This window comes from Mucilaginibacter sp. P2_D11, assembly GCF_056404435.1.
In genome coordinates, this window is sequence record NZ_JBFUEA010000004.1 from 170,337 (window position 1) to 187,363 (window position 17,027).

At 39.6% G+C, this 17,027-nt stretch carries 16 protein-coding genes; 5 read left to right on the forward strand and 11 right to left on the reverse strand.

Annotated elements, in window-relative coordinates:
* The first annotated feature begins 73 nt into the window (after positions 1-73).
* The gene (locus AC1DXC_RS07385) at positions 74-1,330 is read left to right on the forward strand and encodes a WcaI family glycosyltransferase (RefSeq protein ID WP_477458502.1); all 1,257 of its coding nucleotides are present in this window, start codon (positions 74-76) and stop codon (positions 1,328-1,330) included.
* Positions 1,331-1,362: 32 nt separating this feature from the next.
* Here the strand turns inward: AC1DXC_RS07385 and AC1DXC_RS07390 are convergent, their stop codons facing one another.
* From AC1DXC_RS07390 to rfbB, 5 genes are all read right to left on the reverse strand, one after another.
* Positions 1,363-2,463, reverse strand: coding sequence for an endonuclease/exonuclease/phosphatase family protein (locus tag AC1DXC_RS07390; RefSeq protein ID WP_477458503.1), 1,101 nt, complete (start codon positions 2,461-2,463; stop codon positions 1,363-1,365).
* A gap of 126 nt (positions 2,464-2,589) precedes the next feature.
* Complete coding sequence (gene rfbA, locus AC1DXC_RS07395; protein WP_477458504.1) at positions 2,590-3,450, reverse strand: glucose-1-phosphate thymidylyltransferase RfbA; 861 nt, start codon at positions 3,448-3,450, stop codon at positions 2,590-2,592.
* Positions 3,451-3,473: 23 nt separating this feature from the next.
* Positions 3,474-4,337: a dTDP-4-dehydrorhamnose reductase gene (gene rfbD, locus AC1DXC_RS07400; protein ID WP_477458505.1), complete on the reverse strand. Its 864-nt coding sequence runs from the start codon at positions 4,335-4,337 to the stop codon at positions 3,474-3,476.
* Between the two features lie 39 nt (positions 4,338-4,376).
* Positions 4,377-4,931, reverse strand: coding sequence for a dTDP-4-dehydrorhamnose 3,5-epimerase (gene rfbC / locus AC1DXC_RS07405; protein WP_477458506.1), 555 nt, complete (start codon positions 4,929-4,931; stop codon positions 4,377-4,379).
* Between the two features lie 17 nt (positions 4,932-4,948).
* Positions 4,949-6,001 carry a dTDP-glucose 4,6-dehydratase gene (gene rfbB / locus AC1DXC_RS07410; protein WP_477458507.1) on the reverse strand — a complete coding sequence of 351 codons (1,053 nt, stop codon included), beginning with the start codon at positions 5,999-6,001 and terminating at the stop codon, positions 4,949-4,951.
* 339 nt (positions 6,002-6,340) lie between these two features.
* On the opposite strand from rfbB, the gene AC1DXC_RS07415 reads away from it, so the two are divergent.
* The 4 genes from AC1DXC_RS07415 to AC1DXC_RS07430 are packed head-to-tail and all read left to right on the forward strand — an operon-like array spanning position 6,341 to position 10,377.
* On the forward strand, positions 6,341-7,012 hold the full coding sequence (locus AC1DXC_RS07415; protein WP_477458508.1) for a CatB-related O-acetyltransferase: 672 nt from the start codon (positions 6,341-6,343) through the stop codon (positions 7,010-7,012).
* 50 nt (positions 7,013-7,062) lie between these two features.
* Positions 7,063-8,340: a hypothetical protein gene (locus AC1DXC_RS07420; protein ID WP_477458509.1), complete on the forward strand. Its 1,278-nt coding sequence runs from the start codon at positions 7,063-7,065 to the stop codon at positions 8,338-8,340.
* The gene (locus AC1DXC_RS07425) at positions 8,324-9,190 is read left to right on the forward strand and encodes a glycosyltransferase family 2 protein (protein WP_477458510.1); all 867 of its coding nucleotides are present in this window, start codon (positions 8,324-8,326) and stop codon (positions 9,188-9,190) included. The genes AC1DXC_RS07420 and AC1DXC_RS07425 overlap by 17 nt, the downstream gene beginning before the upstream one ends.
* Positions 9,190-10,377: a glycosyltransferase gene (locus AC1DXC_RS07430; protein WP_477458511.1), complete on the forward strand. Its 1,188-nt coding sequence runs from the start codon at positions 9,190-9,192 to the stop codon at positions 10,375-10,377. The genes AC1DXC_RS07425 and AC1DXC_RS07430 overlap by 1 nt, the downstream gene beginning before the upstream one ends.
* A gap of 2 nt (positions 10,378-10,379) precedes the next feature.
* On the opposite strand, the gene AC1DXC_RS07435 is transcribed toward AC1DXC_RS07430, so the two are convergent.
* The 6 genes from AC1DXC_RS07435 to AC1DXC_RS07460 all read right to left on the reverse strand — a co-directional run bounded on the left by AC1DXC_RS07435 (position 10,380) and on the right by AC1DXC_RS07460 (position 16,999).
* Positions 10,380-11,780 (reverse strand): undecaprenyl-phosphate glucose phosphotransferase, encoded by a 1,401-nt coding sequence (locus AC1DXC_RS07435; protein ID WP_477458512.1) that lies wholly within the window; start codon positions 11,778-11,780, stop codon positions 10,380-10,382.
* 636 nt (positions 11,781-12,416) lie between these two features.
* On the reverse strand, positions 12,417-13,277 hold the full coding sequence (locus tag AC1DXC_RS07440; protein ID WP_477458513.1) for an aldo-keto reductase family protein: 861 nt from the start codon (positions 13,275-13,277) through the stop codon (positions 12,417-12,419).
* A gap of 4 nt (positions 13,278-13,281) precedes the next feature.
* Complete coding sequence (locus tag AC1DXC_RS07445; RefSeq protein WP_477458514.1) at positions 13,282-14,289, reverse strand: Gfo/Idh/MocA family protein; 1,008 nt, start codon at positions 14,287-14,289, stop codon at positions 13,282-13,284.
* 18 nt (positions 14,290-14,307) lie between these two features.
* Entirely contained in the window at positions 14,308-15,393 is a 1,086-nt protein-coding gene (locus AC1DXC_RS07450) for a DUF1972 domain-containing protein (protein WP_477458515.1), read from the reverse strand.
* A gap of 1 nt (position 15,394) precedes the next feature.
* Positions 15,395-16,657, reverse strand: coding sequence for a glycosyltransferase family 4 protein (locus tag AC1DXC_RS07455; RefSeq protein ID WP_477458516.1), 1,263 nt, complete (start codon positions 16,655-16,657; stop codon positions 15,395-15,397).
* Between the two features lie 189 nt (positions 16,658-16,846).
* On the reverse strand, positions 16,847-16,999 hold the full coding sequence (locus AC1DXC_RS07460; protein ID WP_477458517.1) for a hypothetical protein: 153 nt from the start codon (positions 16,997-16,999) through the stop codon (positions 16,847-16,849).
* Between the last annotated feature and the right edge of the window lie 28 nt (positions 17,000-17,027).

Here is a 17,027-nt window from a genome sequence, read left to right on the forward strand (position 1 = left end):
GTTATATTTAAATATTTATTTGCCGGGTTTTTACCGGCCCAAACGTGTTACCGGCCAAAGGCTTAGTTTATAAATGGATAAGAAAAAAATACTGTTGATTAGTCATAATTTCTCTCCTGAACCAATTGGTATTGGAAAATATAACGGCGAGATGCTGAGCTGGTTGGTAAATCGTGGCTATGACTGTACAGTAATTACTACTTTTCCGTATTATCCATTTTGGAAGGTGCAAGAGCCTTACACCAACCATTGGTATAAAAAAGAGGTAATATATAATGAAAAAAGTGGTGCTACCTTAACTATTTACAGGTGCCCATCCTACATCCCCAGCGACCCTACCGGCAAGCAGCGCGCCATACAGGATTTCTCGTTTTGGGTTACCAAATTCTTCATGGTTTTTAAGCTTATTTTGTTTAAGCAGAAATTCGACCTGATTATTACCGTTGCCCCGCCTTTCCATTTGGCCTATTTGGGCCTAATGCTAAAGAGGTTTAGCGGCGGTAAGCTGCTGTATCATATACAGGATATGCAGATAGAAGCCGCGCGCGACCTGAAGCTGTTTTCTAAAAAGATGGTGTTGGCGGGCTTATTTAGGGTAGAGCATAAGATACTGATGAGTGCCGATTTTGTGAGCAGCATATCTGATGGGATGATAAAAAAGATAAAGGCGAAATTTAACCGCGATATTGTTTTTTTCCCCAATTGGGTAGATACCGACTACTTTTTCCCTTTGCCCAATCGCGAAAAGCTTAAAATCAAATGGGGCTACAAGCCCGACGATATCGTGTACCTGTACTCAGGCGCGGTAGGGGTAAAGCAACGGCTCGAAAGGATATTGGTAACTGCCGAGGAACTGCTGCACATGGAACACATCAAATTTATCATATGCTCATCAGGCCCTTATAAAGATCAACTGCATGAACAGGCAAGGCGCAAAGGCTTAACTAATATTTCGTTTTTGCAAGTGCAGGAGAGAGATGTGTTCAACGAATTCCTCAATATGGCCGATATACACCTGGTGCTGCAAATTGCTGACGCAGGCGACCTGGTAATGCCATCTAAACTTACCACTATACTTGCCGTAGGCGGCGCCAGCATTATTACCGCTTCGCTCGGTACCTCGTTGTACGATATGGTGCATGATTACGATTTCGGTTACGTTGTTGAGCCTCAAGACAGGGACAACCAGGATTTGCTAACCAACCAAATATTGCAGATAAAACTGGATTACGAATTGGAAGCCAAACGCGAAAACGCCCGGAAATATGCGGTGCAATACCTTAACGTTGATAAGGTGATGAATAAGTTTGTTGAAGATTTCTTAGGATAAATTCCCCAATACTGCTTATTATTAGAATATCCTTACTTAAGTTTTAGATCACTAATAATCGCTTTATGATCAGATATTTTTTTATTTACTGCTTGATAGTTTAATATATCAAACTGCTTGCTTGCAAAAATGTAGTCAATTTGCAATGGTAAAGTGGAATAATAAGTTGTTTGTAGCCCGCTGCCTTTTTCAACAAATGCATTTTTTAGCCCGTCGCCTAACTCATTAACGGCATAGGAAATCGGCGTATCATTAAAGTCTCCGGTAACGATAAAAGGATACGGGCACGAGTCGAAACTTCTTTTTATCTGATCAACCTGATAGCTGCGTGTGACAAAGGCCCCGGTTAGCTTATTAAATATAAATGTTGTATTATCTATACCTGCGCTACCGCTTAAAATCTTTTTCTTTGATCGTGCCTTAATTTCAACGGCTATTAAATGAATACAATAAACCCGCACAATTTTGCCCTTGTATTTTATATCAATAAATATGGCTTTAGTATTTACCAAATTACGAGGATCTACCTCCCCGGCATTAATAATTGGATACCTGGAAAACATGATATTACCAGTTGAATCCCCTCTAATCACTTTATCTATATTAAAATAGGCGTACTTGAGGTTATAGGTAGTTTTTATTTGATTGCTAATCGAATCGCGGTTTACTTTGTATTTTACAAATTCTTCTAAATTAAGAATATCAGGTTGTTTATTGCCGATAATATCTAAAACCTCATTTTGAATAGGCATGTCTTCAAACCTATCTATACCTTTTAGGCCATGTACATTATATTGCATCACCCTTACGCTGTTCGAATCGATTTTTTCATTAGCAATAAGCTGCTTGCGAAAACCGTATTGCGCGCTCATCATTTGAAATCCTAATAACACGCATACTAACGATATCAACATTAATAGCGGTTTTCTAAAAACCCAGTAAATCACAAAAATCAGGTTGGCACCTACTAAAAATAAATATCCAAAACCCAACGTGGCAATAATAACAGAGTCGCGCGGATCTGTGCTGGGAGCCAGGTAACTCAATATAAGGCATATTGCTGTTACTATGTTTAGCCCCAAAGCAATCTTATCAATAAGGTGAAATTGTCGTCTGCTTTTTTTTGGTTTCATGGGTAACTTGTAAAGTTGCCTAAAACTAGTTGCTTGTAATGATTATAAGAAATAAAAATTAAAAAATTCGTTTAACGCACTATCAGATGATCATTATTATGCGATGGTGTAGGGTAATGCAAGCCTTTATTGCTCAATATTTTGCAGATATTTGCCGTAACCACTTTTTATATACTTTATTGCCAGTTGCTGCAGGGCTTCGTAACTAATAAATCCCATCCGGTAAGCAACTTCTTCTATACATCCAATTTTTGTATCCTGCCGTTTTTCGATAACCCTTACAAATTCCGTTGCATCGCTCAAAGAGTCGAAAGTGCCTGTATCCAGCCATGCCGTGCCCCTGTCAATTACGCCTACCTGCAATTCGGCTTTTTCCAGGTACACTTTATTTACATCAGTTATTTCGTATTCGCCGCGCGGAGATGCCGGGATATTTTTGGCAATTTCAACCACCTGGTTATCATAAAAGTATAAGCCCGGTACGGCGTAATTAGATTTTGGCTTTAGGGGTTTTTCTTCTATCGAAAGCGCCTTAAAATCTTTATCAAACTCCACAACACCATATCGTTCCGGATCTGCCACCGGGTATGCAAATATAGCAGCACCGCTTACGTTGCTGAAGCTTTGAATTAAGGTGCTGAAGCCTGATCCATAAAATATGTTATCGCCTAAAATTAAAGCTACTTTGTCTTTACCAATAAAATCGGCGCCTATTACAAAAGCCTGGGCAAGGCCGTTCGGCACTTCTTGTACCGCAAATTCAAAGCGGCAGCCCAAATCGCTGCCATCTCCTAATAGCCTTATAAAGCCCGCCTGATCATCGGGTGTTGTGATGATCAATATTTCATTTATGCCCGCTAACATAAGTACCGATAGCGGATAGTATATCATCGGCTTATCGTATATCGGCATTAATTGTTTACTTATAGCTTTGGTAATAGGATATAAACGAGTGCCAGAACCACCGGCGAGAATAATTCCTTTCATAATAATATTTGTAATGATTTAATTTAACTGATAGTATCAAGCGCTTTTATACAATCAACTAAGCTGTCGCGCCAGTAAGGTATTTGCAAACCAAATGTCTTTTTAATTTTAGCCTTATCCATTGCCGAAAAAGCTGGCCTGGTGGCCCTGGTGGGATATTCACTTGTACGGATAGGGTAGAGTTTTACAGCCGTATTAGAAATATCAAATATCCCTTTAGCAAAATCGTACCATGACGTTACACCTTCGTTGCTGTAGTGATAGGTTCCATATTCTCCTGTGCTCAACGTAATAATATCTAATATCGCGTTGGCCAGGTCAATAGCGTAAGTAGGGGTGCCAATCTGGTCGGCAATTATTTTAAGCTCATCTCTATCGCTGCCCAACTTTAACATGGTTTTTACAAAATTGTTAGCAAACTCCGAGTATAGCCAGCTAGTACGTAATATATAGTGTTGAGGCAATATCGCAATTATATCTTGTTCCCCTTCAAGCTTGGTGAGGCCATAAACGCTTATAGGGTGGGTAGGGTCATCTTCGGTTAAAAGGGAGGTAGAGTTGCCCTCAAACACAAAATCAGTTGATACGTGCACTAACGCGGCTCCGTATGCTTTGCATTGAACGGCTAAATTTTGGGCGCCTGTTTTGTTTATTTTTCTTGCAAGGTCAATGTCATCTTCAGCTTTATCAACAGCCGTATACGCTGCGCAATTAATAGCGTAAGCGGGTTTATATTGCTCAAATACCTTGCTCAGTGCCTCTGCATCAAGTATATTAGCTTCTGATTCGGGCGGGAAAAATATCGATGTTATATTTTTTAGTCCAGCTGTTTTTTTTAAGCACTGCCCCAACTGACCGGAAGCTCCAAATACTACTATATTTTGCATATTGAGTTTTCCTATGTTTAAGTATTAATATTACTGTTTTTAAAAACCGAAATCACCGGCATCTTTTAGCAAGGGCAATTCCAAATCTTTTTCTGAAACTAACAATTCGTTTGCAGGCATTCCCCAATCGATATTTAAATCAGGGTCTGAATACAGTAGACCGCCTTCTGATGCTTTATGATAGTAATTATCACATTTATACTGAAAAATTGCAACATCGCTCAGTACTATAAAGCCGTGTGCAAACCCACGGGGAATAAAAAACTGCTTGTGATTTTCCGCAGATAATTTAACAGAAACATACCGGCCAAAAGTAGGAGAGGACTTCCTCACATCTACCGCTACATCTAATACTTCGCCCAGCGTTACTCTTACCAGTTTAGACTGCGCATGCTCGCCTTTTTGCAAATGCAGGCCCCTAAATACGCCTTTTGTTGAAAATGATTGATTATCCTGTATGAAATTAACGTCGTAACCAACGGCCTCATTAAAATTCTTTTGGCTGTACGATTCGAAAAAGTATCCTCTATCGTCATTAAATATCCGTGGAGTTATTATTAAACATCCCTCGAGTGCTGTAGGTGTAATTGTCATGTTTTAGTACTTATGGGCTAATTACTGGCGTATTGTTTATCATAGTAGCTTGCGTAGTTGCCGCTTGTAACATTATTTAACCAGGTTTCGTTGGCCAGGAACCAGTCTATCGTTTCGGAAAGCCCCTCTTCAAAAGTTACTGATGGTTTCCAGCCAAGTTCTTTGTTTATTTTACTCGCATCGATGGCGTACCGTCTGTCGTGCCCGGGGCGATCTTTTACGTAAGTAATCAATTTGTTACTGGTGCCTGGTTCACGGCCCAATTTTTCATCCATTTGCTTGCAAAGTAACAGTACCAAATCAATATTCTTCCACTCATTAAAGCCGCCGATGTTATAGGTATCGCCTACTGTACCCTTGTGAAATAGTAGATCGATAGCAATAGCGTGGTCTTTGACGTATAACCAGTCGCGTGTGTAATTTCCATCACCATAAATCGGTAGAGGCTTACCATTAATGATATTATTTATCATAAGTGGAATAAGTTTTTCTGGAAAATGGTACGGCCCGTAGTTATTTGAGCAATTTGAAACGAGCACTTTAATACCATAAGTATCGTGATAGGCCCGCACAAAATGATCTGAAGCGGCCTTGCTTGCACTGTAAGGCGAATGCGGATCATAACGGGTTTCTTCTGTAAACAGCCCTTCTGCACCCAACGCCCCGTATACCTCGTCTGTTGAAATGTGGTAAAACATATGCTCAGCATAATTTGCTTTCCACTTTTCTTTGGCAGCTTCTAAAAGGGTTACCGTACCTATAACGTTGGTAAGTACAAAGTCAAGCGGATTGGTTATAGACCTGTCGACATGTGATTCTGCAGCCAAGTGAACAACATCGGTGATGTCGTATTTGTCAAAAATTGCATTTATTTCTTCCTTGTTCCTAATGTCGGCTTTCTCAAACCGATAGTTCGGAAAGTCTTCAATATCAATCAGGTTTTGCAAATTCCCGGCATAGGTTAATGCGTCTAAGTTAATAATTAAGTAGTCGGGATGTTGTGTTACAAATCTGCGCACTACGCATGAGCCAATGAAACCCGCACCTCCGGTAATTAATATTTTTTTCATAGATAATGATATTTGTAAATTGTGGTGTTAAATTTATTAACATTGCAATAAAAGTAAGCTAGCGATGCAAGTATAGTTATATTTTTTGTGATTTTATAAAATTTATGTGCAATAAGCCCTGATTGAATATCAGAGCAGGAGTGGGCCTGGGCCTTAATGAAAAAGAGTTCTCATAAATAATAAGTGCATTGGTTTTAAAGTAAATAGCTTTATGCGGTTATTGTATTAATTAACAAATATTTTGCAGCACCGTTAACGCAACGAAAAAAAATCTACGACTTGCTATCTTTAGCGACCTTTAATGCACTAAAATATTTATGTTTACCGTACAAAATGAGGATGAGGAATTGGCTCAAGCGGAACTATTACAGGTTGCTTAACTTCAATAACAATGTAAAAATTGGCAGCGGCGTGGTATTTAACATGCATAACGCTTTCGAAGGGTTTAATGTTATAGGCAACCAGGTAGTTGTGGGTACATCGCATATAGGACGGGGCACTTATATATCAGATGGCTGTGTTATAAAAAACACGTTCATTGGCAGGTTTTGTTCAATAGGCAGCAACATACAAACGGGTCTCGGCACACACCCCTCGAGGATATTCGTATCAACGCATCCGGCTTTTTTTTCGGTTGAAAAGCAGGCGGGGTTTAGTTTTGTTGATGAAAATTGTTTTGAAGAGTTTTTGTACGCCGATGCTGAAAAAAAGCTGATTGCGATAATAGGAAACGATGTTTGGATTGGCAATAACGCAATTATTACCGATGGCATCAAAATTGGCGATGGAGCTATAGTGGCCGCAGGGGCTGTGGTTACCAAAGATGTGCCGCCTTACGCCATTGTTGCCGGCGTGCCCGCAAAAGTATTGAGGTACCGTTTCGAACCTGCTGAAATAGAACACCTCTTGCATATAAAATGGTGGGACTGGGGCCTGGAAAAACTTAAGCACAACAATGCTTCTTTTAAAGATATAAAACAGTTTATCAACGCAACTCAAAATATAACTTAATTGCCTTTTTGGCCGCACTTTAAATATTCTTTCAAAAAAAGCTCATCTGCATGGCGCGTAAACAAAAGAAAATAGACATCAATTATTTTATAATGCTGGTTTTTTTGCTGTTATCGGCAAATGCCAACATCATTTCATCCACAGCGATAGCATGGGCGGCCATAATAGCGTCATTGCTTTTTTACGCCATAATCAACAAAATGATTAGCCGTAAGGACGTTAACAGTTTCGGCATATTCTCTGGCGTCTATGTGTTGTTTGTAACCGTCCGGTTTTTTCTTTTTAACGATCTGGAGACCGATTATTTGTATAGCGATTACCTGTTCCTTTTCAAATATTTACTGGTTAGTTTTCTGGTATGCGTTGTGTTGAAAGAGAAGCTGCTGGCTTATTTTGTTAAAGTGATGGTGCATTTAACCATCATATCACTAGTTTTCTATGCTTTACAGCTGCTGTCGGCTCCAACCATGTACAAATTATTTACTACGGTAAATTTCCCAACAGGCAACAACATACCGGGTTATACTAACGCTTTGGTTTTTACCTACACGCAAGGCTTTCACGAGTTGACCAACTCTGGCTTTGTTTGGGAACCCGGCGCATTCGGCTGTTTCCTGGTAATTACACTGATGTTCCATTTCTACTTAAATAAATTCAAGTATGATAATATAACCGTGTTGCTTATCATTGCCAATATCACCACATTTTCTACAACAAACTATCTGGGTTTGCTAGTGCTGATATTCCTTTCGTACAGGTATAAGGTCCCCAAAATCAATATCTACGTTTTGATATTGGTGCCCGCCATTATCGTGGCACTTATTTTTATCCCCTTTTTGGGCGATAAGATAATCGAAACTTACAATGAAGATATGCGCGACCTTAACCGGCTTGGGGTGCTCAAAACATATTATCACCGCATCCACATGGATATCCCTCTAAACCGTTTCTCCAGCTTGTGGCACATCATCAATAGTTTTGGCGATAAACTTATATTAGGCGTAAGCAACAGGTATAACGATGTGCTTAACAAGCAATACCCGATAAATATCTCAAACGGCGTGGGCGATTTTATTGCCAAATTTGGCCTTGTGGGCCTAATATTTTTATTGTACAAATACGGCAAATTTTGCTGGCAATATGTGCTTACTGCAGAAAACGTTGTGTACTGTGTGCTTATTTTGCTGATACTGAGCTTTGGCGAACCAATATTGTTTTTACCTATCGTAATGATATTCTTGTTTTTAAAGGACAAGCAAAAGGCGTTTAACAGATATGGCCGCGACGAAGAAGATGAAGCCCCGAACCGTTATGCAACAAAATATTAATTGTGCAGTATTAATTGCCTGCTATAACCGTAAACAAAAAACACTCAGTTTCCTTAAGAGCTTAACCACGCAACTGGGTTTCGATAGCCTGGATCCGGATATTTATTTGCTGGACGATGCCTCTACCGATGGTACCGCGCAAGCGGTGGCAGCTGCTTTCCCCAAAGTGAAATTAATCACCGGCACGGGCAGTCTGTTTTGGGCAGGGGGCATGCGTACCCTATGGCAGCATGCCATAACGCAAAAAAAATACGACGTGTTTTTGCTTTATAACGACGATGTTGTTTTGCTGGCGGGTTCCTTGGCTCGGTTGATTGATTGCTATAAAGCGCAGCCAGCTACAGGCACAGTGCTGGTAGGCTCAACGCTGAGCCCAAACAGCAATAGAATTAGTTATGGCGGGCACGCACTATATCAGCTTAACCATGCAGCCTATTACGCCCTTAAACCGCTTGATAACGGCACGCTGCCATGCCAGCTGGGCAATGCCAACGTTTTTTTGGTAGATGCTGCAGTAGTAGAGAAAATTGGCATCTTCTGCGATGCCTACACGCATTATCTGGCCGATTACGACTACACCCTTACTGCATTCAAGGCTGGCCTGCATGTTTTAGTTGCCCCGGGGTTTTACGGTTATTGCGAAGACGACCATGGGGTTAATTGGTTATCGGGTAAATACTCCCTTAAAAAGCGCATAAGTTACTTATACAGCCCCAAAGGACTGGCTTATAAAGAATACCTTTTTTACATAAAAAAGCATTTCCCAGCCGATTATTTTGGTGCATTCGCTAAATTATGGATGAAAACTTTGTTCCCTGTGATATGGGATAAGTTTAAAAAAGCCACCTAATGAAAGTAGTGATATTAAATAATGATTTTAGGGTTTACTGGAAAGGCCGTTTGGTTTATTTACGCACCTATCTGGCAACGCAAGGCATCGAACTGAACGCTATAGAGTTGTTTGGCAAGGGGTCGCCATACGCTTTCGACACCGTTGACAGTGCCCACAGTTGGTGGAGTTGCCTTTACCTGGATAAAAGCGCGGGCGATATCCAAAAACAGGAGCTGAAAAGAGATCTGTTTGCCCAACTGGATAAACTTGTGCCCGATGTAATCATAGGCCCATCTATTGTTTTTTTTGCGGGTGCCCTGGGCATAGCCTGGGCAAAAACCAACAAGAAAAAATTCATCATGTTTGATGATGCCCGCCCTGCTCAGGTAAAACGCAACGCCGTGGTACAATGGGTGAAAAATCTTATTACCAGCCGTGCCGATGCGCTTTGGTTGCCAGCAAAAAGCTATGATACCGATTATGCCGTGTTTAAGGCCCAGGGCGTACATTTTTTCTATGGTTTTGCGTGTATAGACAACGACCTTTTTAAAACAGACAGGGCAACCCGTATTGCTGATAAAACCATTATATGCGTGGCCCGGCTAGTACCCATAAAGAACCTTCACGGGCTATTGCATGCCTGGTACGATATAGAAAAGCAGGATACGGGCTATCGCCTGATGATTATTGGCAACGGCCCAGAGGAGGAATTGCTGAAAGACGATGTGCGGAGGATGGGCCTGGCAAGCGTTCTGTTTGTCGATGCAGTAGGCAATGATGAGTTGCCAGCTTATTTTGGCCGGGCAGAAGCATTCATACTGCCCAGCTTTTCTGAAACCTGGGGCTTGGTAGTGAACGAAGCTATGGCTTCGGGCTTGCCTGTGCTGCTTAGCCGTGCGGTAAATGCAGCTAACGATTTGCTGATAGAAGGCGTAAACGGCTTTGGCTTCGATGCCTTCGATATAAAGGATATAGCAACTGTTATCTTACGATACATCAACCTGCCGGGTGACGAAAAAAGGCTGATGGGCGAAAAATCGCTGGAAATCATAGATAACATGAACTACCAAAAAATGGGGCGGCAGCTTAAAGACACACTGCGGCACATTACCGGCAAGCCATACAAAAAACCGGGTTTAGTAGCTGCGGTTATTATAAGCCGTTGGCATGGCCGGTACAACACGGCAGGCTGGGATAAATTGTAGGCCTAAAAAGCATTTTCTTCGCCTTTAAGGGCATTCCAAACGGTAAGGAAAATTATCTTCATATCAAACAGAAACGACCAATTCTCCAGGTACCATACATCGGCTTCTACACGTTGTAGCATAGCTTCGGTAGTGCGGGTTTCGCCACGCAGGCCTTTTACCTGTGCCCAGCCGGTAATGCCCGGTTTTAGGAAATGCCTCACCATAAACCGATCTATCAGTTGCGAGTACTGTATAGTGTGGCTCAGCATGTGGGGCCTCGGGCCAACCACGCTCATATTGCCTTTTAGTACGTTGAAGAATTGTGGTAGCTCGTCAATGCTGGTGCGGCGCATAATGGCGCCCAACCTTGTTACACGCCTATCGTTACGCACGGCCTGCACGCTGTCGCTATCGTTATTTACACGCATGCTGCGGAATTTATAGCACCAAAACGGGTTGTTATCGCGGCCGGAACGCAGCTGTTTAAACAGCACAGGCCCTTTAGATTCCAGCTTTATCAATATGGCCAGTATAGGGAAAAGCCAGCTGAAAAAGAATACGATGATGAATATAGAAAAGCAAATATCAAACAAGCGTTTTACAAACCGGTTGAGCATATTCTCCAGCGGCTCCGCCCTTACGGATATTACTGGTATGTGGCCAAAACTTTGTATAAGCACTGGCTTTATGCCGTAATCGTAATACTCGGGGATGATGCGGAAACGTATCAGATTTTTTTCTGCATCTGATAAAAGTTTCTCTATCTTTTGGCTTTCGGCAACGGGCAGCGTGCAAAATATCTCATCTATTTTGTTGTTAAGTACATAATCTATACAATCGTCGGTAGAGCCAAGGTGTTTATCTACATCGCCTACCGAATCGGGATTATCGTCAAAAAAACCTACCAGTTTATAGCCCCTGTCGGGGTTGCCTCTAAAAAAATCATGTAAATCATTGCTTATGCGCCCACTCCCTACGATGATAACCTTGCGAGAATCATAAAGGGAGGCTCTGTCGCTTTTACGGATGCTCAGGAATATCAGCTTCCATATCCATAAGATTACGCCAAACAGCGCGCAGGAATACACGAGGTAGCCCCGTGTTATGTAATAAGCTTTTATGCCTATTATGGTTACGATCATGCAGATCAGCGCAATAAAAATCAGGTATGTTTTTATTACGTTGCGGTAGGTGTTTACGGCATCGCGGTTAAGTACCTTATCGTACAATCGGGTTAAATTTGCCGAAAGTAGCCACGTGAGGTTAAATACTAAAACAATGGGGAGGTAGTTTTTATTGGTTGCCCACAGTATGTGCACTTTATCAACAATGTAATAAGCTATAACCATACTTGCGTTTAAAACTAGATAATCAAAAGTAAGATTGATAGTTTTAATGAAGGTAGCGTAGCGGTGAACCATGTTATAAATGCTTGTTAATTAACTGAAAATATCAGTTTCTTAAGTCTTAAAATACTTCTGTTTAAAATATGCACTAAACAAAATTATGCAATAATATTATATGCGATAAACTTATTCGGTGTTAAAACAATAACGATTGTTGATTGCCCAAGGTACCCTGCTTGCCGTGTCTATAATATTTGAAAGCTGCGAGGGAAATAGCTTATTAGTAAATATTCTATTCAAATTATATTAAATTAAACACTTAACAAACAATGTCGCTAAATTATACAAATTTCTCAAATTATCGGTCAATTGTTAGTTTATTATCGTAAAAAGTAAAAGTACTTTAAGAGTTACCCCAGCTGTTAATAATGTATATTATTAATCAATAGGAAATTAACAATTTCCTCCCAAATGATATTAATTGCGCAAAAATAAGTTTATTATTTAATAGTTTAGCAAGGTTGCCTAGAACGCATTTTTAGCTGATGCCGGATGATTAAGATGGTTTAGGTATTAGCGTAAGTCTCGCGCAGTTATGAAGCGTGCAAAACGAAACAGCCTTTGCAATTTTTATAATATAAAAGCTGATTGTTGGGTTTAACCAATAGTCAGCTTTTATATATGCAGCAACGTGCGTACGGTGCTTATCTGTTATTTTTTATCGAACAGGTGAATATTTTCAACAGTGTTTGCAATGTTGGCTTTTGACGATGCACCAAATAATATCGATTCGATATTTGGCAGCCCGCAAACGTATTCAATTGCTTCCTTAGGCGAAATAGCACCACCACCCAATACTTGCATCGCTATCGCCCTTACTTCGCGCGTACGCAAAGTTTCTTCATAAATTTCTTTGCCACCACTCATACGGAACCCTACTTTGTTGATGGATGAGCAAATGATTGGGTTTTTAATTCCCTGGCCCTCCAGCGCATCAAGCAGTTTAGGCATATTCATCGTTATAAAACCAGCGTCCGCGTTGTATTTTTTCTTTACATAATGCTGAAAAGCCGCCAAAACCTCGTAAGCACGCAAGCCAAGGAAAAGATCGGTAATAACGTTTTGTAAAAAGATTACCGGAGTATTAATACCTTTAAACATTTTCATTTCGGCATCCACTAAAAGCTCCATGATAGAAAGGTAATCTTTTGACAAAAATGCCATGCCCCCTTTAAACATCGATCCGAAGAAATTGCCCGGTACGTATTGCTTTAATGTGCCGGCTATACCTAATTCGGTTACTGCATTGGCATATTTATGTGCATACGGCATACAAGGGAATATTTTAAAATCCTTGTATTTTTCAGGCTCTGCACGTATAGTGTTGCAAATGCTGGCAATCCTGTCATGCGTAGTGCACATAAAGGTATTAATCCCTACAGAACGGGCTTCGTCCAGAGTTTTAATAATTGCACTATCTTCTCTGAATTTAATGGACTGTGCCCGTGATTTTTCGTCAGAAATATGGTTTACCGCAAAGAATTGATTATCTCCAAATAAAATTCGTTCCATAATATTAAATAGCGCTTTGTTTTATCATTTCAATTGCTCTATCTGTATTCCAGGCAGAATGAAATGTGTTTATAGTATTAGGCACCTTGCCTAAGGCTGCTTTTATAAAATAATCTAATTGTGCCGAATACTCTTCTCCGCGTAGGTAGAAATCAACTTCTTCAGTCAAATCGGTAATGTATTTTACCGTCCAGCCTTTTGTGTACCCATCAATCGGGTTGTCTTTTAAATAAACCTTAAGCTCGTTGGCATCAGAAACAATTTTGCCGTTTGTGCCAACAATCGTAAGTGAGGTCGTCATTTTACGATGGGTTTCATCGCTCCAGTTAACAGATAACACGCCGCTAATTTTGTTCTCCAGCTCTAACGTAGAATAAACCGCATCTTCAACCGTGGTAGAAAATACCTTTTTTAACAAACTTGCCTTTGCGGCAGCTACCGGTGAAAGAATATCGTTTACTAAATCAATAACGTGTGATGCGTAATCCATTAAACAGCCACCACCTTCAGAGGGGTCAGACCGCCAAGTATCCTGCTGGGGCCTAATTACCACGGGGCCGTAGCTTTCCGCAACAAAATGGTATATTTTACCCAATACGCCGTTTTTTACAAGGCGTTTTACTTCTCCAAAGGTGCCTATGAACTTGTTGTGATAGCCAATTTGGTTTACGATGCCTTGTTGTTTGGCCAGATTTACTAATTCTTCGCCCTGCGAAGCGGTAAGGCAAAAGGGCTTTTCGGCAAAAATGTGGACCTTACTTAGCAGCAGTTCCTTGATCATGCTGTAATGAAACTTGGTAGGCACGGCAACTACTACGGCATCAGGCTTTGTTTCGCTCATCATTTTTTTAAAATCAGTGAAAACATTGAATTTACCGTATTTAGATAGAAAGTCGTTAACCATTTTAGAGGTGTCGCATACCCCTACAACATCAACATCGGGATGAGCACCCAAAATTGACAAATGAGATATTCCCATTTTCCCGGCACCTATAATTGCAACTTTAAGCATATGTATAGTGTATATAAGTTATTTTAAAATTATTTTTTTATATTTTGCAGCAATATCACTCCATCTATACTCTTTGTCTGCAATCATTTTTAAATCTAAACCTATCTTTTTCAATTCTAGGTTCTTATAATTGCGAATCAAATCAGTTAATTCTTCTGAGCTTTTAAAATATGACGCTTTAAAACCTGTGGTGTTTTCATTGTAGCCAGATGCATAAGCAAAAACCGGCAAGCCTAAATACATCGCTTCAGCAAGTGAGGGATTGGTACCACCGGCCGAATGCCCATGTATGTATATTGAACAATTGCTGCGCAATACGTCTAATATTTCTCGATCATAAATTGCATCCAGCAATATTAAGTTGTGCGTGCTAATATACTCTTCTTTAATATCTTCGCCAAATTTAGAATTCTGCCAATTGCCAACCATTACTAATGGGAGTTCGTTTTGTTGGCTGAATGCGTCTAAAATCATGCGAATATTATTGTCTGACTGTATTCTGGTGACAATAAATGCATATTTATCCTTTAAAAAGGGATAGATATTAATTAAATCTTCTGTAATCGGGCGATATTCAGCCTGATCTCCTCCGTAGGCAATCAAGTCGCTATTTTTATTATATTCTTGCTTAATATAAGTTTGTATTCCAACATTATCAGAAATAATTTGCCCGCAATTTAATATTAATAGCTTTTCGGCGGCTTTTATTACCTTTTGAGCATTTTTTGACCACTTATCGCGTTGCCAATCTAACCCACCTATATTTAAGGTGATTTTTGATTTGACTTTCTTAGTTAAAAAAGGCATCATAAAACCTGCGCCAAACCCTAAAAATAAAATCTTATCAAATTTATAGACAGCTTTTAGCAATGATACGCTGTCATATAAAATACCTAATGCCCCATGCGAGGTGATAGGAACGTACTTTAGCCTGGCGCCCTTATAGTCCGATTGTTTGTTGGGCATGTCTGTAGAAGAACAGAATACAGTTATGTCAAAATCATTGGCTAAATATTCAACCAGGTATTCTGCAAGTGTTTCAAAACCACCATAATTGTTTGGCAAGCCTCTTATTCCTACAATAGCTAATGTTGTTTTATGCATATTATGATAATTGCCTTATCGGTAGCTTTTCTATTATATTTTCAAGTATCTCCCAATGTGTATCGAAATTTACTTTGTTGTAAGCATACTCTCTTCCGTTGGCACCAAATTCTACTGCTAATTCGGGGTTTTGCCAAAGGGTTAACAGCTTATCCTTCAATTCTACGGCGTTACCCGGTTCAAACAAAAAGCCGGTTTGGTTATCTATCACTAATTCTGGTATCCCGCCTATGCTTGCTCCAACAACAGCTTTGTGTAACAGCATGCTTTCTATCACCGAAAAAGGATAATTTTCATACCATTCGGACGGGCAAACAACACACAGCGCATCTTTGGTTAGGCGATATACGTCTCTTTTGTTTTGTAGCCCCAAAAACTCGATATTGTCAAGTTTTTGATTTCTTACGTAGTCGGTAACTTCCTCAAATAAGTTGCCGGTGCCTGCTATTTTTAGTAAAATATCGGTCCCGGCAACGGCCTCTATAAGCGTTATGATACCTTTAACTTTTTCTATTCTCCCAACGTAAAGTATATACTTTGATGGAGGCGATGGATACTCTAATTGTAATTCCTGTAATTGCCTATCTAATGAAGCAATGTCATAACAGTAATTAGTAAGCAATAACTTCGATTCAGGAAAATTAAATTGCTTATACTTTTCAAGCAAAAATTGCGATGGGCACAAAAAGTAATTAACCTTACTGTATGTTTTTGTAAAATGATAAACATAAGCATCAATACTGGCTAGCAAACTTGCCAGGAATGATTGTTTTTTGCATTTATTTAAAGCACAATTATAAAATTTATGATCATAACATTTTTCACAAACAACACCATTAGATACAAATGTATTTTCCGGGCATATTAGTTTATACTCATGCAATGTCCAAATAATCGGGATGCCCGCTTTTTTTAATTTCCAGATAATAGCGGGTGTAACATAATGCTGTATAATATGAAAGTGTGCAAAATCAATTTGATGGTCTTTTATTAACTGTTCAATTTTGTCCAGTGCATCAAAAGAAACCACGGAGTTTTTTACAGCTCTGACGCCGTTTAATAAACTCTTTTTTTGATTTAATTCTTTATAGTTAAAAGTAGAAACAAAATATTTATCGTACTCGGTCTCTAAATTATTTTCACTGTGGGTACTGAAGGGTATTACTTCATGTCCTTTATCTTCATAAAGCCTCTTAACATTCTCAACATAAGTCCAATCACCACCGATGGGATACCACGTCCAGGTGGCCAATAATATTTTCATTTGCAGAAGTAACAGTGAGTATATTAATGTTTAATTGAAAATTCACAAAGAAAACACACAATAATTAGTTATTTAGTATTGATTGTTTGTTTGCGTTGCTAAAGTACAATTTTTACTCCAAATTTATATAACAATTAACGCAACTCTTAATTATTTTTAGCCGGCTGTTTTTAGCGCAATGAGTTATTACTAATACGGAACATTTTTTTTATAAAGCAATAACTGAACAATCGCCAAGGAAATCGCTTTTAAAAATCCGCGATCAAAATTTTCAACAACATAGTGAATGAGGGCCGGGCCTGCTTTGATAATTGTTATTATAGCGATGGGTTTGAAACTCATCGCTATGAAAAAAGCCTCCAAAAAGTTT